This is a genomic window from Methylobacterium brachiatum (genome assembly GCF_020523825.1).
Taxonomy (GTDB): domain Bacteria; phylum Pseudomonadota; class Alphaproteobacteria; order Rhizobiales; family Beijerinckiaceae; genus Methylobacterium; species Methylobacterium brachiatum.
Genome location: NZ_JAJALK010000002.1, coordinates 115,974 through 132,966, shown reverse-complemented (window position 1 = coordinate 132,966; position 16,993 = coordinate 115,974). Strand labels below are relative to the sequence as shown.

Annotated in this window: 13 protein-coding genes and 1 pseudogene; 6 read left to right on the top strand and 8 right to left on the bottom strand. The window is 71.7% G+C overall.

What is annotated here, in order from left to right; all coding sequences use genetic code 11:
• Positions 1 to 155: 155 nt before the first annotated feature.
• Complete coding sequence (locus LGR69_RS04335; protein ID WP_007563163.1) at positions 156 to 1,028, top strand: tetratricopeptide repeat protein; 873 nt, start codon at positions 156 to 158, stop codon at positions 1,026 to 1,028.
• A gap of 307 nt (positions 1,029 to 1,335) precedes the next feature.
• Here LGR69_RS04335 and LGR69_RS04330 read toward each other — a convergent pair whose 3' ends face one another.
• From LGR69_RS04330 to LGR69_RS04315, 4 genes are all read right to left on the bottom strand, one after another.
• Entirely contained in the window at positions 1,336 to 2,490 is a 1,155-nt protein-coding gene (locus LGR69_RS04330; RefSeq protein ID WP_230365289.1) for an acyl-CoA dehydrogenase family protein, read from the bottom strand.
• 197 nt (positions 2,491 to 2,687) lie between these two features.
• Positions 2,688 to 3,884 carry an acyl-CoA dehydrogenase family protein gene (locus LGR69_RS04325; protein WP_122160274.1) on the bottom strand — a complete coding sequence of 399 codons (1,197 nt, stop codon included), beginning with the start codon at positions 3,882 to 3,884 and terminating at the stop codon, positions 2,688 to 2,690.
• A gap of 2 nt (positions 3,885 to 3,886) precedes the next feature.
• Positions 3,887 to 5,071 (bottom strand): acetyl-CoA C-acyltransferase, encoded by a 1,185-nt coding sequence (locus LGR69_RS04320; RefSeq protein WP_230365288.1) that lies wholly within the window; start codon positions 5,069 to 5,071, stop codon positions 3,887 to 3,889.
• 373 nt (positions 5,072 to 5,444) lie between these two features.
• Complete coding sequence (locus tag LGR69_RS04315; protein ID WP_230365287.1) at positions 5,445 to 7,517, bottom strand: 3-hydroxyacyl-CoA dehydrogenase NAD-binding domain-containing protein; 2,073 nt, start codon at positions 7,515 to 7,517, stop codon at positions 5,445 to 5,447.
• 301 nt (positions 7,518 to 7,818) lie between these two features.
• On the opposite strand from LGR69_RS04315, the gene LGR69_RS04310 reads away from it, so the two are divergent.
• The 4 genes from LGR69_RS04310 to LGR69_RS04295 all read left to right on the top strand — a co-directional run bounded on the left by LGR69_RS04310 (position 7,819) and on the right by LGR69_RS04295 (position 11,766).
• Positions 7,819 to 8,835, top strand: a complete 1,017-nt coding sequence (locus LGR69_RS04310) for an NAD(P)H-dependent flavin oxidoreductase (RefSeq protein WP_230365286.1) — start codon at positions 7,819 to 7,821, stop codon at positions 8,833 to 8,835.
• Positions 8,832 to 9,569: an enoyl-CoA hydratase-related protein gene (locus LGR69_RS04305; protein WP_007563153.1), complete on the top strand. Its 738-nt coding sequence runs from the start codon at positions 8,832 to 8,834 to the stop codon at positions 9,567 to 9,569. The genes LGR69_RS04310 and LGR69_RS04305 overlap by 4 nt, the downstream gene beginning before the upstream one ends.
• The gene (locus tag LGR69_RS04300) at positions 9,566 to 10,402 is read left to right on the top strand and encodes an IclR family transcriptional regulator (RefSeq protein ID WP_007563151.1); all 837 of its coding nucleotides are present in this window, start codon (positions 9,566 to 9,568) and stop codon (positions 10,400 to 10,402) included. Before LGR69_RS04305 ends, LGR69_RS04300 begins: the two co-directional genes overlap by 4 nt.
• A 161-nt stretch (positions 10,403 to 10,563) precedes the next feature.
• Entirely contained in the window at positions 10,564 to 11,766 is a 1,203-nt protein-coding gene (locus tag LGR69_RS04295) for a CaiB/BaiF CoA transferase family protein (protein ID WP_007562790.1), read from the top strand.
• Positions 11,767 to 11,773: 7 nt separating this feature from the next.
• Here the strand turns inward: LGR69_RS04295 and LGR69_RS04290 are convergent, their stop codons facing one another.
• Together LGR69_RS04290 and LGR69_RS04285 are read right to left on the bottom strand one after the other, a co-directional pair.
• The gene (locus tag LGR69_RS04290; RefSeq protein ID WP_007562792.1) at positions 11,774 to 12,733 is read right to left on the bottom strand and encodes an NAD-dependent epimerase/dehydratase family protein; all 960 of its coding nucleotides are present in this window, start codon (positions 12,731 to 12,733) and stop codon (positions 11,774 to 11,776) included.
• Between the two features lie 248 nt (positions 12,734 to 12,981).
• Complete coding sequence (locus LGR69_RS04285) at positions 12,982 to 14,169, bottom strand: complex I NDUFA9 subunit family protein (protein ID WP_039902840.1); 1,188 nt, start codon at positions 14,167 to 14,169, stop codon at positions 12,982 to 12,984.
• Positions 14,170 to 14,426: 257 nt separating this feature from the next.
• Here LGR69_RS04285 and LGR69_RS04280 point away from each other — a divergent pair, with 257 nt between their 5' ends.
• The gene (locus LGR69_RS04280; protein ID WP_230365285.1) at positions 14,427 to 14,609 is read left to right on the top strand and encodes a hypothetical protein; all 183 of its coding nucleotides are present in this window, start codon (positions 14,427 to 14,429) and stop codon (positions 14,607 to 14,609) included.
• A 9-nt stretch (positions 14,610 to 14,618) separates the two neighbouring features.
• Here the strand turns inward: LGR69_RS04280 and LGR69_RS04275 are convergent, their stop codons facing one another.
• On the bottom strand, positions 14,619 to 15,560 hold the full coding sequence (locus LGR69_RS04275) for an MBL fold metallo-hydrolase (protein WP_007562798.1): 942 nt from the start codon (positions 15,558 to 15,560) through the stop codon (positions 14,619 to 14,621).
• A gap of 205 nt (positions 15,561 to 15,765) precedes the next feature.
• Positions 15,766 to 16,969: pseudogene (locus tag LGR69_RS04270) on the bottom strand (L,D-transpeptidase family protein).
• Positions 16,970 to 16,993: the final 24 nt, after the last annotated feature.

Genomic DNA, 16,993 nt, shown 5'->3' with positions numbered 1-16,993 from the left:
GACCGGTCGCGGGACCGCGCATCCTTAAGCCGGCATTCACCGCGATGCGCGACGGTGCCCCGGAGACCAGGGGCGCGGCGCGGGCCGGGCGACGGACAAATCGGGGGCGGGGTGGGCACGCGGGATGCGGGCCGCGCCCCGGGGAGAGTGGGGCGATGATCGTACGCAACGGGCTGGCACACAAGATCGCGCTGATCGGCGCGGCCACGCTCTCGGCCGCGGCGCTTGCGGGCTGCGAAACCGTCGGCAGCGCCGCCAGCCCGCGGCAATACGCGGTGGTGGAGACCGACACCACGGGCGCCACCAACGTCAACATCGCCTCGCTCACCGAGGTGATCCAGCGCAACCCGAACGACGCCGCCGCCTACAACACCCGCGGCGCCGCCTATGCCCGGGCCGGCCAGTTCAACGACGCCATCGCGGACTTCACCAAGGCGATCAGCATCGACCCGAATTCGGGCTCGGCCTACAACAACCGCGCGCTGGCCGAGCGCCAGGTCGGCCGCGACGCCGCCGCGCTCCAGGATTTCAGCAAGGCGATCAGCATCGATCCGAATTACGGCCCGGCCTATATCGGCCGCGCCAATGTCGAGCGCGCCCAGGGCAACCTCGACCAGGCGCTCTCCGACCTCAACGTCGCGATCCGGCTGATGCCCGAATCGGCCGAGGCCTACCACGCCCGCGGCCTGGTCCGGCAGAAGCAGGGCCAGGAGACCCAGGCGATCGCCGATTTCGACGCCGCCATCGACCGCAACCCGTTCGTGTCCGCGCCCTACGCGGCCCGCGGCCAGAGCCTGATCGCCACCAACCAGTACCCGAAGGCGATCGAGGACTACAACGCGGCGCTCAACGTGAATAACAAGGACGCCACCTCCTGGGCCTATCGGGGCCTCGCCTACGAGAAGTCGGGCCAGCGCAAGGAGGCGCTCGAGAACTACCAGCGCGCCGCCGTGATCGACCCCAACAACGCCGTCGCCCGCGCCGGGTTGGGCCGCGTGCAGGGCGGGGTGGGCTCGCTGTTCAACTAGGATCCCGCCCGGTCCACCCACCTCTCTCATCCTGGCCGGCTGTGATCGTTCGATCGATAGGCGGGCCTGCAACGCCAGGACGTGGCGCGGGCCCCCTCTCCCGCACGGGAGAGGGGGCGTGTCGCGCTCCATCCGCGAAGGATCGTAGAACTCACAGCCTCTGAGGCGACGGAGCGAAGCGGAGGCCTCGAGGGAGGGCTCCAGCCAGCCGCGCGATCCCTGGAAGGCTCCTTCGCGGCTCGCTGCGCGCGTACCTCAGGATGGGGGGGCTGGGTAGGATGGGATGGGGTGAGATGAAAATCGCCCCTCACGCCGCCAGCAAGCCGTTCTCGCTCTGCGTGATCCGGCGCAAATGGTGGGCGGTGTCGCCGAGCTGGTACTCGATCATGGCGAGCCGCTTGAAGTGGTGGGCGCCGAGATATTCGAGCGTCATGCCGATGCCGCCGTGGAGCTGCACCGCCTCCTGGCCGACGAAGCGGCAGGCCTTGTTGATCTGCACCTTCACGGCCGCCAGCGCCGCCGCCCGCGCCGCGGGATCCTCCGCCTCCACCATCATGGCGGCGTAGAGCGCCATCGACCGCGCCTGCTCCAGCTGGATCAGCATGTCCACGGCCCGGTGCTGCAGCGCCTGGAACGAGCCGACGCTGACCCCGAATTGCGTGCGGGTCTTGAGATATTCCACCGTCAGCTTGTGCAGCGCGTCCATGGAGCCCACCGCCTCGGCGGCGAGCGCCGCGATGCCGTGCTCGACCACCCGCTCCAGCAGCGTCAGGCCCCCCTCGGGATCGCCCAGAGCCGCGTCGGCCGGGAGCGCGACGTCGGAGAACGACACCTCGGCGGCGCGCCCGCCATCCTGGGTCGGGTAGGCCTCGATCGCCACCCCCGCGGCATCGGTCGGCACCAGGAACAGCCCGATCCCGTGCGGGTCGCGCCGCGCCCCGGAGACCCGGGCGGAGACCACCATCAGCCTGGCCGCGTCGGCATTGGGCACGACGCTCTTGACCCCGCTCAGCACGAACGTTTCGCCCGAACGCCGGGCCGTGGTCGCCACGTCGTGGAGGTCGTAGCGCGACTGGCGCTCGGTATGGGCAAGGGTGAGCCGCAGGCTGCCGTCGATCACGCCGGGCAGGATCCGCTCCGTCTGCTCCGGGCTGCCGCCGAGCCGGAGCGCCGTCGCGCCGAGAACCAGGCTCGCGAACAGGGGCTCGACCACGAGGTTGCGCCCCACCGCCTCCATGACCAGCATGGTCTCCACCGGGCCGCCGGCGAGCCCGCCCTGCTCCTCGGAGAAGGGCAGGCCGGTGACGCCGAGCTCGGCGAAGGCCGCCCAGCCCGCCTCGGGGAAGCCCAGCGGCGCCTTCAGCCGCGCCTGCCGGCTCTCCAGCGACGGGTACAGGTCCGCCGCCAGCCGCTCGACGCTGTCGCGCAGGAGCGACTGGTCCTCGTTCAGGTCGAAATCCATGTCGGTGTTCTCTCGCGGAAGGTCACGGTCGCGGCGTTCATCCCACCCCTCCCCTCATCCTGAGGTGCCGGAGCGCAGCGGAGGCCTCGAAGGAGCCCTCCAGCCGGCCGCGCGATCCCTGGAGGGCTCCTTCGAGGCGGCTGCGCCGCACCTCAGGATGAGGGGTGGGTGGGATCGGCGGGGGAGGCCGCCTGCCCTCACAACCCCAGAATCCCCTTGGCGATGACGTTGTGCTGGATCTCGTTGGAGCCGCCGTAGATCGAGACCTTGCGGTTGTTGAAGTAGCTCGGCGCCGCCGCATCGACCCAGTCGAAGCCGCCCGGCAGGTTGTTGCCCCCGGCCCCGCGGGCCGGCGCCGCCAGGGCGAACGGGCCGGCGAGCTCGACCAGTAACTCGGTCGCCGCCTGCTGGAGCTGCGAGCCGCGGATCTTGAGGAGCGAGGAGGCGGGATCGGGCTCCACCGAATCCGCCCGGCCCTGCTTGGCCGCCACCCGCATCTGGGTGATCTCCAGCGCCTTCAGCTCGACCTCGACCTCGGCGACCCGGCCGCGGAAGTCTCGGTCGTCCCACATGGTGCCGGAGCCCGCCGGCATCTCCTTGGCGAGGCGCTTGATCCGGGCAATCCGCTCCTTGGTGAGGCCGATCCGGGCGATGCCGGTGCGCTCGTTGGCGAGCAGGAATTTGGCGTAGTCCCAGCCCTTGTTCTCCTCGCCGACGAGGTTCTCGACCGGCACCCGCACCGCGTCGAAGAAAACCTCGTTGACCTCGTGGCGGCCCTCCAGCGTGAGGATCGGCCGCACGGTGATGCCGGGGCTCTTCATGTCGATGAGCAGGAAGGAGATGCCGCGCTGCTTCTTGGCCTCGAAATCGGTGCGCACGAGGCAGAAGATCCAGTCGGCGTGCTGGCCCAGCGTCGTCCAGGTCTTCTGGCCGTCCACCACGTAGTGGTCGCCGTCGCGCACCGCCTTGGTCTTGAGCGAGGCCAGGTCGGAGCCGGCGCCGGGCTCGGAGAAGCCCTGGCACCACCAATCGTCGAGATTGGCCGCACGTGGCAGGAAGCGCGCCTTCTGGTCCTGCCGGCCGAAGGTCGCGAGCACCGGGCCGAACATGTAGCAGTTGAATTGCTGCGGCAGCGGCACCGCCGCCTGGAACAGTTCTTCCGTATAAATGTAGCGCTGGATCGAGGTCCAATCCCGGCCGCCCCATTCCTGCGGCCAGTGCGGCACTGCCCAGCCCTTGGCATTGAGGATGCGCTGGCTGGTGACGTAATCCTCCTTCGAGAGGCTGCGCCCCTCCGAGACCTTTTTTCGGATCTCGGCCGGGATCTCCGTCCGGCAGAAGCTGCGGACCTCGTCGCGGAACGCGATTTCTTCCGGCGTAAAGCGCAGATCCATCGTCAGCCTCCGATCTCGAACAGGCCGGCGCAGCCCTGGCCGCCGGCCACGCACATCGTCACCACGGCGTAGCGCGCCCCGCGGCGGCGGCCTTCCAGCAGGGCGTGGCCCACGAGCCGCGCCCCCGACATGCCGAACGGATGGCCGACCGCGATGGCGCCGCCGTTGACGTTGACCGTGTCCGGATCGATCCCGAGCTTGTCCCGGCAATAGACCGACTGAGAGGCGAAGGCCTCGTTCAGCTCCCAGAGGTCGATATCGGCGACCGTGAGCCCCTGCCGTTCCAGCAGGCGCGGCACCGCGAAGACCGGGCCTATGCCCATCTCGTCCGGGCCGCAGCCGGCCGAGGCGAAGCCCCGGAAGGTGCCCAGCGGCGTCAGTCCCCGCCGGGCGGCCTCTTCGGCCGACATCAGCACGCTGGCGGCGGCGCCGTCCGAGAGCTGGCTGGCATTGCCGGCGGTGATGAAGGCGCCCTCCCCGCGCACGGGCTTGAGCTTCGCGAGGCCTTCGAGGGTCGTGTCGGGCCGGTTGCCCTCGTCCTTGGCGAGCCGCGTCTCGATTTCCCGGGTCTCGCCGGTGGCCTTGTCGGTCACCGCCATCACGGCGCTCATCGGGACGATCTCGTCGTCGAACAGGCCCCGCGCCTGCGCGGCGGCGGTGCGCCGCTGGCTCTCCAGCGCGAAGGCGTCCTGCGCCTCCCGGGAGATGCCGTAGCGCGTGGCGACGATGTCGGCGGTCTCGATCATCGGCATGTAGATCGCCGGCAGGTGCGCCTCCAGCCAGGCGTTGCGGGTCAATTCCCGCTGCACCTTCGGCTGGACCAGGCTGACCGACTCGACCCCGCCGGCCACAGCCACCGGCACGCCGTCGAGGATGATCCGCCGGGCCGCGCTGGCGATCGCCTCCAGGCCCGAGGCGCAGAAGCGCGAGACCGTGACGCCCGCCGAGTTCACCGGGATCCCTGCCACCAGGGCCGCGTGGCGGGCGACGTTGCCGCCGGTGGCGTTCTCCGGATAGCCGCAGCCGAGCACCACCTCTTCCACAGCCTCCGGCTCCAGCCGGGCCTGATCCAGGGCACCCCGGATCGCGTGGGCGGCGAGGTCGGCGCCCCGGGTGAGGTTCAGCGCGCCGCGATGGGCCTTGCCGATCGGCGTGCGGGCAGTCGAAACGATCACCGCGTCGGTCATGCCGGGCTCCTCTTCGGGTCCGTACGGGTGTTCAGGTCGGGTGCGAGCGCAGCATTGGCCGGATACGGCGCGGGTCCCCTCTCCCGTGCGGGAGAGGGACAGGGTGAGGGGTGCGACCTTTCCGGAAGACCCTGGTCCCTCACCCCAACCCTCTCCCGCACGGGAGAGGGGGCCTGTCGCGGCCAGCCGGAGCGGCGTCGCCTGACGCAGGCGAGTTGGGGTTCCCAAAGGGCGTCACGCCCTTTGGTGGGGTGTCGGGGCGACGCCCCGACGCTGCGCGGGACGGAGGCCGGCAGCAGGGCGCTGCCCTGCACCCGCGAAAGGTCCCCGACCTTTCGAAACCGGAACTTGGCCCGGCGAAACCGACAGGGCATCAGCGCGCCTTCCAGTCGGCGAAGCGTCCGCCCGATTCCGCCAGCTTGCGCAGCAGAGGCGCCGGCTCCTGGCTGTCGTCGCCGGTCTCCCGGGCGAAGCGCGTCAGCGCCTCGGCGAGGGTCTTGAGCCCGACGGTGTCGGCCCAGTGCATCGGGCCGCCGCGCCAGGCCGGCCAGTTGTAGCCGTTGATCCAGATCGTATCGATGTCGCCGGGCCGCGCCGCGATCCCCTCCTCGAGGATCCGGGCGCCCTCGTTGACCATCGGGTACATCAGCCGGGCGATGATCTCGTCCGGCGTGAAGCTCCGGCGCGCGATGCCGTGCTCGGCGGCGGTCTTCTCGATCAGCGCTTCCACCTCGGGATCGCGTGTCCCGGTCCTGGCGCCGTCCGAGTAAACAAAAAAACCGCGGCCGGTCTTCTGGCCGAACCGGCCCATCTCGGCCAGCGCGTCGGCGACCGGGGCCCGGCCGCCGAAATCCTTGCGGGAGCGCCAGCCGATATCGAGGCCGGCGAGGTCACTCATGGCGAAGGGGCCCATCCGGAAGCCGAAGCCGGTCACGGCGGCATCGATCGCGTGCGGCAGGGCGCCTTCCAGCAGCAGGCGCTCGGCGGCGCGGCTGCGGCGCTCCAGGATGCGGTTGCCGACGAAGCCGAAGCAGACGCCCACCGTCACCGGCAGCTTGTTGAGGCGCTTGGCCAGATCCAGCGCCGTCGCGAGCACGTCGGGGGCGGTCTTGCCGGCGCGGACCACCTCGACGAGGCGCATGACGTTGGCCGGGCTGAAGAAATGCAGGCCGAGCACGTCCTGCGGCCGGCCGGTCACCGCCGCGATGGCGTCGACGTCGAGATAGGAGGTGTTGGTCGCCAGGATCGCGCCCGGCTTGGCGATGCCGTCGAGCTTGGAAAAGATCTCGCGCTTGACCGCCATGTCCTCGAAGGCCGCCTCGATCACGATGTCGGCCTCTCCGGCGTTCTCCAGGCCGATCGCCCCGGTGATCCGGCCGATCCGTTCGTCGCGCTGGGCCTCGGTGATCGAGCCGCGCTTGGCCGAGCCGGCATAGAGGCCCTTCACCCGGTCGAGGCCGCGTTCCAGGGCGCCGGCCTCGGTCTCGATCACGGTGACCGGGATGCCGGCATTGGCGAAGCACATCGCGATGCCGCCGCCCATGGTGCCGGCCCCGATCACCGCGGCCGTCTCGACGGGGCGGCGGGGCGTGTCCTTCGACAGGCCCGGCACCCGGGCGGCCTCGCGCTCGGCGAAGAAGGCGTAGCGCAGGGCCTTGGAGCGCGGATCCTCCACCAGCGTTCGGAACTCGGCCCGCTCGACGGCGACCGCCGCGTCGAACGCGTCCGGGTCCAGGCCGGCGCGCACCGCCCGGGCCAGGGCGTGGACGTTTGTCGCCTCGGGATCGCGCTTGACCGCCGCGTCGGCCTTGGCCTCGAAGGCCTGGCGGGCCTCCGGGGTCAGCATGTCCGCCCGGTCGCGCACCCGCGGCAGGGCGCCGGAATCGGCCAGTTCCAGGGCCCGGATGCGGGCGGCCGGCACGAGATCGCCCAGCACCACGGCGTCGACGATCCCGAGCTTGGCGGCAATTTCCGCCGAGACCGGCTCGCCGGTGAGCATCATCGTGAAGGCGGTGTCCGGCCCGATCAGCCGCGGCAGGCGCTGCGTGCCCCCGGCCCCCGGGATGATGCCGAGCTTGATCTCCGGCAGGCCGAGCTTGGCCGCGGGCGCCGCGACCCGGCCGTGGCAGGCCATCGCCAGTTCCAGCCCGCCGCCCAGCGCCGCGCCGCCGATCGCCGCCACCACAGGCTTCCGCCCGGCATCGAGCCGCTTCAGCACGTCCGGCAGGCTCGGCGCCTGGAGCGGCTTCCCGAATTCCGAGATGTCGGCGCCGCCGACGAACACCTTGCCCTCGGCCGCCAGCACGATCGCCCGGACCGCTTCGTCGGCCTCCGCCCGCGCCAGGGCGCCGTCGAGGGCAGCCCGCAGCGCGGCGCCCAGCGCGTTGACCGGCGGGTTGGCGAGCGTGAGCACGGCCACGCCGCCATCGACCTCGTAACGAACCAAAGCGGTTTTCTCCCTGTTCTGCAATGCAGAATTGTCGTTCGCAGTTTTGCGGGATGTTGATCTGCGGTGGCCGGCCCGTCAAGGATGTGACGGCGTCGCGTATGACGTCCCGCAGCGCGTTCCGCATTGCAGACGCGATCCGGCCGGACGGTTTGACCGGTGCCGGGCGCCATGCCATTCAGGCCCGCCCCGGGCGCGAATCCGGCTCGAACCCGTCCTGGCGGGTTCCAAGGGTCGGGCCGCCCGACCGATCAGGGAGGATCGCTTTGCGCGGTATCGGCCAGCAACCCGGCAGCCTCCGATGAGCGACGGCCCCGAACAGGGTCCGGCCAGCCGCCTGCCGGACGTCCTGCGCGGCCGGCTCGCCCTGCCGGTGATCTGCGCGCCGATGTTCATCGTCTCGGGACCGGAGCTGGTGATCGCGCAATGCCTGGCCGGCGTGGTCGGCGCGTTCCCGGCGCTGAACGCGCGGCCGGCCGAATTGCTCGACGAATGGCTTTCGACGATCACGCGCACGCTCGCTGACGCGCGCGCGAAGGATCCGGCCCGGAAGATCGCGCCCTTCGCGGTCAATCAGATCGTCCACGCCTCGAACGACCGCCTGGCCCAGGATGTCGAGGCCTGCGTCCGGCACCGTGTGCCGATCATCATCACCTCGCTGCGGGCCCCGGACGCGGTGATCCGCCCGGTCCATGCCTATGGCGGCGTGGTGTTCCACGACGTCACCACGGTTCGCCACGCCGAGAAGGCCCTGGAGGCCGGGGTCGACGGGCTGATCCTAGTCTGCGCCGGCGCCGGGGGCCATGCCGGCACGCTGAGCCCCTTCGCCCTGGTCGGCGAGATCCGCCGCTTCTACGATGGGCCGCTGATCCTGTCGGGGGCGATCACCACCGGCTCGGCGATCCTCGCCGCCCAGGCCATGGGCGCCGACCTCGCCTATATGGGCACCCGGTTCATCGCCACCCGGGAGGCCAACGCGGCGTCGGGCTACAAGGACATGATCGCCGGCAGCGCCGCCGCCGACATCCTCTACACCCCCTACTTCACCGGCGTGCCGGGCAATTACCTGACGCCCAGCATCCGCGCCGCCGGGCTCGATCCCGAGGGGCTCCCGGCGCGCGACAAGACCGCGATGGATTTCGGCAGCGCCGGCGTGAAGGCGTGGCGGGACGTCTGGGGCGCCGGCCAGGGTGTCGGCACCATCGCGGACGCCCCGGCCACCGCCGACCTCGTCGCCCGGCTCGCCCGGGAATACGCCGCCGCCCGGGCCGGGCTCGCGGGCGTTTCCGAGGACTATGCCGGCGAGGCCGTCTCTTGAGCGTCCGCGTCGCCGATCCAGAGCCCGGGATCCGGCTGGTCACCATCGACCGGCCGGAGCGCCGTAACGCCCTCGACCGGGCGACCTATGCGGGCCTCGCCGCCGCCTTCGACGCCGCCAGGGCCGACGCGACCCTGCGCGCCGTGGTGCTCACCGGGGCGGGGGGCTGCTTCACCGCCGGCAACGATCTCAAGGACTTCCAGGATGTCGAGGCCGCCGGCGACAGCCCGGGCCTGACCTTCCTGAAGGCCCTGCGCGGTTGCCCGAAACCCGTCGTCGCGGCGGTGGAGGGGCACGCGGTCGGCATCGGCACGACGCTGCTGCTGCATTGCGACCTCGCCTATGCCGGGGACGGCGCCCGCTTCCGCCTGCCGTTCACGGCGCTCGGCCTCAGCCCGGAAGGCGGGTCGAGCTACCTCCTGCCGCTCATCGCCGGCACCAAGCGGGCGGCCGAGTTGCTGATGCTGGGCGAGCCGTTCGGCGCCGCGGAGGCGGTGACGGCCGGGCTCGTCAACGCCGCCGTCCCGCAGGGGACGGCCCTGGAGGTTGCCCTCGCCCGGGCCCGTTCCCTCGCGGCCCTGCCCCCGGTCTCGATCGCGGCGACCAAGCGGGCCCTGCGCCGGGGCCAGGACGCCAGCGTCGCCCATGCCCTGGCCGAGGAGGCGGAGGTGTTCCACGCGCTCCGCCGGGGCCCGGAGGCGCAGGCGGCCTTCGCGGCGTTCCTGCGCCGATGAACGCCGCGGACGAGGCCCTGCTCGCCGATCCCGAGGCCGCGCCGGGCGACGGCACCAAGGAGGACGGCGCCAAGGAGGATCGCCACTTCGTCACGGCGCTCGCCCGCGGCCTCGCGGTGCTCGCCTGTTTCGGGCCGGGGCGGACCAGCCTCGCCAACCACGACCTGGCTGCGGCCTGCGGCCTGCCGCGCTCCACCGTCTCGCGCCTGACCTACACGCTGACCAAGCTCGGCTACCTGCACCACACCGCCGAGACCGGCCGCTACCGGCTCGGCAATGCGACGATCGCCCTGAGCTCGGCGGCCCTCGGCGGGCTCGACGTGCGCGGCATCGCCCGGCCGGTGCTGCGGGCGGTCGCGGAGGCGGCGAACGCCTCGGTGGGGCTCGGGGTGCGCGACCGCCTGAGCATGCGCTACGTCGATTGCCAGCGGGGCCCCGCCGCGATCTCGCTGAACCTCGATACCGGCTCGCGGATCTCGCTCGCCCGCAGCGCCATGGGCCGCGCCTACGTGGCGGTCTGCCCCGAGCGCGAGCGCGAGAGCATCTACGAGGACCTGAAGGCCCTCGACCCGGTGGCCTGGCCCGCCCTGCGCGCCGGCCTCGACCGGGCGGTGGCCGAGCATCGAGAGATCGGCTGCTGCACCTCGTTCGGCGAGTGGCAGGAGACGGTCTGCGCCATCGGCGTGGGCTTCCATCCCGGCGGCGGCCTGCCGCCGATGTCGGTCAATTGCGGCGGCCCGACCGTCATCACCGACGCCCGGTTCCTGATGGACGTGGTCCGCCCGAAACTCGTCGCGGCGGTGCGCGGCCTCGACGGCGTGATGGGCGCCTGAAGGCTCATGGGATGGGGTTTCCAAAGGGCGTGCCCTTGGGCGGGGTTCGGGGGCGGAGCCCCCGAGTGACCAGGGCTCTGCCCTGGACCCGCAAAAGGTCGCAGACCTTTTGAAACCAGGACTTTTCAAGAGGCGATGCGTGCGCTCTGAGGATCTTAGCGATGGAATCTGAGCCGACATCCGACTTGCCCCTCGCCGGGATCCGCGTCCTCGACCTGTCCCGGGTCCTGGCCGGGCCGTGGTGCGCGCAGGTGTTGGGCGATCTCGGCGCCGACGTGATCAAGGTCGAGCATCCGGAGCGCGGCGACGACACGCGCGATTGGGGCGTGGCGACCAGCCCCGGCAACACCTCGTATTTCGACAGCGTCAACCGCAACAAGCGCTCGATCGGGGTCGACCTCGCCACGCCGGAGGGGCTGGCGATCGTCAAGGCGCTGGCCCGCGAGAGCGACGTGCTGGTCCAGAACTTCAAGACCGGCGGCGCCGACAAGCTCGGGCTCGGCTACGCGGCCCTCTCGGCCGAGAACCCGCGGCTGATCTACTGCTCGATTGCCGGCTACAGTTCGGATGGCTCGGAGGCCGGGCGGCCCGGCTACGACCTCGTGGTGCAGGGCGAATCCGGCGTGATGGCGCTCAACGGCGAGGCCGGCGGCCCGCCCCTGAAGTTCGGGGTCGCGGCGGTGGACCTGTTCACCGGGCAATACGCCGCCCAGGCGGTGCTGGCGGCCCTGTTCCAGCGGGAGCGCACCGGGCGCGGCAAGACCATCGACCTCGCCCTGTTCGATTGCGGCGTGGCGCTGACCTCCTATTACGGGCTGGAGGCGCTTGCCCGAGGGATCGACCCGCCGCGCTACGGCAACGCCCATCCGTCGATCGTGCCGTACGGGGTATTCGAGGCCAGCGACGGGCCTGTGGTGATCACGGTGGGCAACAACGCCCAGTACCGCCGCTTCTGCGAGCAGGTGCTTGAGCGGCCGGACCTCTGCGCCGACCCGCGCTTTTCTACCAATCTCGACCGCTCGAAGAACCGGGCCGCCTTCATCCCGATCCTGGATGCCGAACTGGCCAAGTGGGAGCGGGCGCCCCTGATCGCGCGCCTGCGGGCGGCGGGCATCCCCTGCGGGGAGGTGATGGGCCTGCGCGAGGCGCTGACCTGCGACCGCGCGCGGGAGGCCGGCCTCGTGGTCGAGGCGCCCGGCAACGCCCATGTCATCGCCCCGCCCTACCGCCTCGACGGACGCCGCCTGCCGGTCCGCCGCATGCCGCCGGGCCTCGGCGATTCGAGCCGGGAGATCCTGGCCGAGCGGCTGGATGTTTCGGCGGAGGCGCTGGACGCGCTCGCGGCGAGCGGGGTGGTCCGGTAAGGGCTGCTCAGCCCTCGGCCGGCGCCAGCCGGGCGCGGGCATCGTCCAGCACCCGGGTCAGGGCGTCGTCCCAGGCGACCCGGGGTTGCCAGCCGGTGGCTTCGTGCAAGCGGCTGGCATCGCCCGCCGCCAGCGGGATCTCGTTCGGGCGCACCCGCTCGGGGGCGATGCGGATCTCGAACGGCACCCGGGCGCGGGCGCGCAGCCCGTCGAGGACGCTGGCGATCGTGCGGGGCACGCCGGAGCTGATGTTGAACACGCTCCCGTCCGCCAAGGATTCCGACCGGCCGATCAGGTCGACGTAAGCGCCCGCCACGTCGGCGACATCGAGGAAATCGCGGTACGAGGAGAGATTGCCGACCTCGAGGACGGGCGGCGCGCGGCCGGCCTCGATCCGGGCGATCTGCCCGGCGAAGGAGGCCACGACGAAGCGCTCGTCCTGGCCCGGGCCGATATGGTTGAACGGCCGCAGCACCACGAGCTTCACCCCGATCCGGGGCAGCAGGTCGTGCAGCACCTGCTCGCCGACCCATTTCGACCGGGCGTAGGTGTTGCGCGGCAGGGGCTCGGCCTCCTCGGTCAGCGCGTGCCCGGCCAGGAAGGCGCTGCCGTAGACTTCGCCTGAGCTGACGAAGAACAAGGTGCAGCCCGGCACCGCCGCGACCGCCGCCACGAGGTTCATCAGGCCGTTGACGTTCACCCGCCAGGTCTGGCCCGGCCCGGTGGCGGACTGGCCCACTGAGGCCAGGCCGGCGAGGTGGAGGATCTCGGTCGGCCGGAAGCGCGCCACGAAGGCGGTCAGCGCGGCTTCGTCGAGGAGATCGATCGATTCGTAGGTCACCCCCTCGGGCAGGCCCCGGGGCGCTCCGCGGCCGATCCCGGCCACGCGGGCGCCTGTCGCCGCCAGCAGCGGCAGGACATGGCCGCCGACGAAGCCCGCCGCGCCGGTGACGAGGATGCGCCTCACGCCGAGCCTGCCGATCCGTTCCACGGGGTCGTCATCATCGTGCAGTCCCGGACGAGGTCAGGCGTTGTCTCCTTCTCGGAGAACGCAGGCATATAAAGCCGCACACCGGCAAGGAAACGGGTTTCCAAAGGGCCCACGGCCCTTTGGCGGGGTATCGGGGCGGAGCCCCGATGGCATCGAGCTTCGCTTGACCCAGGGCTCCGCCCTGGACCCGCAAAAGGTCGAAGACCTTTTGAAACCCTGACTCTTCAGCTCATCGTCCGGGTGCCCCAGCGGGTACCCATGCGGCTCTGGGCGCTGCCGGGGGAGCTGCCGGCATCGGCGCCGATCGCCGGCCCGGACGCGGTCTGCGGCCTGTGCTGGGAGCCCGCCGCCATGGGCGTCGGTGCGATCGAATCCGGCACCTCGGCCAGGTATTCCTCGTCCCGGTCGGTGGCGAACTGGCCGGCCTTGCGGAACGGCCAGAGATAGCCCGGCACCACCGCCTCGGCGGCGGTCGGGGTGATCCCGAGCGCCTCGATGGTCCGGCCCTCGGCCTTGGCGGCCTCGGACACGACATTGTCGTTCTGGAGCAGGATCACTTGGTCGCGGGTCAGCTTCAGGCTGTCCGGCAGCAGGCCGAAGGTGAGCGTGTCGGCGACCTCCAGGAGCCGGGCCTGGATCTTGGCCACGGGCAGCGGCAGGTCGATCACGGCGCGCTTGCGCTGGATCGTCTTCAGCATGTAGCGCACGAGGTGCTCCAGCGTCGCCACCTCGGGGCCGCCGAGCTCGTAGACCTTGCCCCCCGGCACGACGCCGTCCACCGCCCGGGCGATCGCCTCGGCGACGTCGCCGACGAAGACCGGCTGGAAGCGCGACTGGCCGCCCGCGAGCGGCAGGACCGGCAGCGCCCGGGCGAGTCCGGCGAAGCGGTTGAAGAAGCTGTCGCCCGGCCCGAAGACCAGCGACGGCCGGAACACCACGGCATCCGGGCAGGCGGCGAAGACCCGGGCCTCACCCTCGGCCTTGGTGCGGGCGTAGAGCGACGGCGAGGCCGGGTCCGCCCCGATCGCCGAGACGTGGATCATCCGGGCGCCCTGCCGGGCGGCGGCGCGGGCGATCTCCGCGGCGCCGTCGACCTGAAGCCGCGCGAAGCTCTGCGACCCGGTCTCCTGGAGGATGCCGACGAGGTTGATCACCACGTCCGAGCGCTCGGCCGCGCGGGCCACCGATTCGGGGTAGCGGAGGTTGGCCTGGACGGCCACGATCTGGTTGACCTTGCCCAGCGGCTGCAGGAACAGCGCCAGGTCCGGCCGGCGCACCGCGACGCGGATCCGGTAGCCGCGCTTGGCGAGCGCCCGCACCACGTGGCGGCCCAGGAAACCGGAGCCACCGAAGATGGTCACGAGCTGGGATTGCGGGCGCAGCGGGCCCGAAGCGGCGGTGGTTGCGGGCATGCTGTCCTGAGGCGTGTTCTGTGGGCCGGTCATCGCCGTGGTCTCGGGCTCCTCGCGCGCCCCGGGGCGCCGTCGTGCGCGCCTACTTAGCCTAAGTTCGGCGCCTTGGGAGCCGCCCATGCGCGTCGGGGCGCGATTAGCGCTTCGCAGCGCCGGAAGCGACCGGGAACGGGGGCCGGTCCCGCGCATTTCCACGGACGAATTCGCCGGGCCGGGGTGCCGGCCGGGACGCGCCGGGGACCACGATGATTCTAGGGATGCTCGTCTCGGCGTTGATCGCCGTCTTCGGCCTGCTCGTCGCGCTGGGCCAGATCGGCCATCCGATCGATGCGCAGCTCGTCACCACCTACGGCTGGAGCATCCTGACGGTCGGTGTCGCGCTGTTCGTCCTGTTCGCCTATCGCCGGTTCGGCCAGACGCGGCGCGGACGCTCCATCTGACCTACGGGATCAGGCGACCCTGATCCGGCGGCGGACCTCGCGCGCCACCGTGGGGCGGCCGCCCGCGCGGCGGCCCACCGAGCGCGGCGCGCCGACCGTGATGCTCTGAAGCTCCCGGGCGATGAAGGCGGTGGGCATCTCGGCCTGGAGATCCGCCTCCATATCGCGCAAGGCCGTGTCGGAATGGGCCGGGTGCAGGTGGATGATCGCCAGCGCCTTGACCCCGGCGGTCTGCGCGAGCTCGACGCCCTTCTGCCAGGTGGAGTGCCCCCAGCCGCGGCAGGTCGGGTACTCGCCGTCGGTGAACATGCCGTCATAGACCATGAGGTCGGCGCCGGCGACGAACCGGGCCAGCTCGGGCTCCGGCCACGGATCGCTGTGCTCGATGTCGCTGATCAGGCACAGGCGCCGCCCGGCATGCTCGAACCGGTAGCCGACCGATCCCTGCGGGTGGTTCAGCAGGATCGTGTCGACCCGGGTGCCGTCCGGGAAGGTCAGGGTCTGGCCGGCCTCGAAGCCGTGGTGGTTGAAGGTGCAGCACAGCTTGTCGAGCGTAACCGGGAACAGCGGCGGCGCGAACAGGCGGTCGAGGGTCGGGCCGGCCGATTCGCCGCCGAGATTTCCGCAATAGGTGTTGATCACCCGGTCGGAATCGAGGACCGCCGGCTTGAAGAACGGCAGCCCCGCGGTGTGGTCGAGGTGCAGGTGGCTGAACAGCAGGTCGACTTCCCGCGGCAGATCGGTGCGGTGGCCCTGGCCGAGATTGTAGATGCCCGAGCCGGCATCGACCACGAACATCCGCTCGCCGCAGCGCACCTCGATGCAGGGCGTGCTGCCGCCGAATTCGGCGTATTGCGGGCCGCTGACCGGGGTCGAGCCGCGGACGCCCCAGAAGCGGAGGACGAGGCCCTCGTCGGCCGCACGGATAGTCGGCTCGGAACAATTGGACATGGCGATCACGAATCTGCGGACAGTCGGTCCCAATCCGTTACGATCGAAACCCCGTCGCCGTTCCGGGAAGGTAGCGCTGAATAGGGCCGGCCGACGGGACAGGAGTACCGCTCATCCCCTGCCTGACAATGAATTGGGGGGTCGCAGGCGGCCGTGATGTGCGGCCGCGCACACGAACCGGCCGCGCTTCGGGGCGGCGCCACCCCTAGAGACGCTCGGCCGAGGCGATCAGGCCGGCCCCCGCGCCGGCGGGAATCGGGTGTCCGGCGACGGCGCCGCGCGAATCGGCCAGGCCCGCCGCCAGCAGGGACGGCAGGGCGTCGCTGTAGCGCGCCGGGAGGCGGCCCTGCCAGGGCCCCGAACGGGTCGGGCGCGCGCTCGTAGGACGGGACGAAGCCGGCCATCTGCCGCAGCGCCAGCCCCGAATCCGGCGCGGCCCAGGCGGCCCAGACGGATTCCGGCACCGGGCGCGGCGCCCGGTGGCCCGGCACGACCACCACCTCCTGGCCGGCATAGGCCAGCGCCTCCGGCCGGCTGATGTCGCCGACGGCGCCGCCCCGGGCCGTGTAGGCCGCCCAGAAGGCGTGCTGGCCGCCGTCGGAATAGGTGGTGCGCACGGCCGGCTCGCCGGCTTCCGCGAGCGCGGCCATGCGCGCCTCCTCGACGGCGTGATAGGTCGCGACGGCGGCCTCCCGGGCGGGATCCCGGGACGGCGCGAAGGCGTAGCGGCCGGCGACCACCGAGACCTGAAGCTCCTCCCGGCTCGCCTCGAACCGGTCGGACCCGGCCTTCAGCTCGCGCCAGAACGCGATGTTCGGGTCGGCCCGGTGACGGGCCATGTTCTCGGCGCTCATCCGGAACGGGTAGGACTGGAACTGGAAGGCCGCCTGCCCGCCGTTCAGGGCCTCGCGCGCGATGGCGTAGATCTCGCCGACCGTGGCGTCGGTCATGGCGAAGCAGCCCATCGACGAGCAGATGCCGTGGACCATCACGGCCGAGCCGGTGCCGCCATGGGCGCGGTCGTAGGCGTTGGGATAGCCGACGTCGAAGGACAGGTAGTAATGCGAGTTCGGGTTCATCTGGCGCTTGGGCACCATGTAGAACCCCTCCGGGGTCTGCCGGTCGCCGCTCTTGCGCTTGGGCCCGAGCTGGCCGGACCAGCGGCAGATCGGAAAGGTCTTGATGTGGACGAACCCGGCCGGGCCCTTCTTCCAGACCTCGATCTCGGATTCCTTCTTGTAGGCCCGGAACAGCACCGGGGCGGCGGCCGTGGTGCCCTTCTGCGCCATCAGGGCGAGCGTCGCGGCCGGGATCGGCGCGTCGGCCTTCCCGGCCTGCGCCGCGACCGGGCCGCAGACGGTCAGGAGCACGAGGCCGGCGGCGAAGGATCTCGGGATCGGGAGAGGCATGAACCGTCCGCGCTGGATCGGCCG

Excerpts from the sequence above, each read along its gene's own strand:
- LGR69_RS04335 (WP_007563163.1), top strand. The coding sequence starts at position 156 with ATGATCGTACGCAACGGGCTGGCACACAAGATCGCGCTGATCGGCGCG.
- LGR69_RS04330 (WP_230365289.1), bottom strand. The coding sequence starts at position 2,490 with ATGGATTTCGACCTGAACGAGGACCAGTCGCTCCTGCGCGACAGCGTC.
- LGR69_RS04325 (WP_122160274.1), bottom strand. The coding sequence starts at position 3,884 with ATGGATCTGCGCTTTACGCCGGAAGAAATCGCGTTCCGCGACGAGGTC.
- LGR69_RS04320 (WP_230365288.1), bottom strand. The coding sequence starts at position 5,071 with ATGACCGACGCGGTGATCGTTTCGACTGCCCGCACGCCGATCGGCAAG.
- LGR69_RS04310 (WP_230365286.1), top strand. The coding sequence starts at position 7,819 with ATGAGCGACGGCCCCGAACAGGGTCCGGCCAGCCGCCTGCCGGACGTC.
- LGR69_RS04300 (WP_007563151.1), top strand. The coding sequence starts at position 9,566 with ATGAACGCCGCGGACGAGGCCCTGCTCGCCGATCCCGAGGCCGCGCCG.
- LGR69_RS04295 (WP_007562790.1), top strand. The coding sequence starts at position 10,564 with ATGGAATCTGAGCCGACATCCGACTTGCCCCTCGCCGGGATCCGCGTC.
- LGR69_RS04285 (WP_039902840.1), bottom strand. The coding sequence starts at position 14,169 with ATGCCCGCAACCACCGCCGCTTCGGGCCCGCTGCGCCCGCAATCCCAG.
- LGR69_RS04280 (WP_230365285.1), top strand. The coding sequence starts at position 14,427 with ATGCTCGTCTCGGCGTTGATCGCCGTCTTCGGCCTGCTCGTCGCGCTG.
- LGR69_RS04275 (WP_007562798.1), bottom strand. The coding sequence starts at position 15,560 with ATGTCCAATTGTTCCGAGCCGACTATCCGTGCGGCCGACGAGGGCCTC.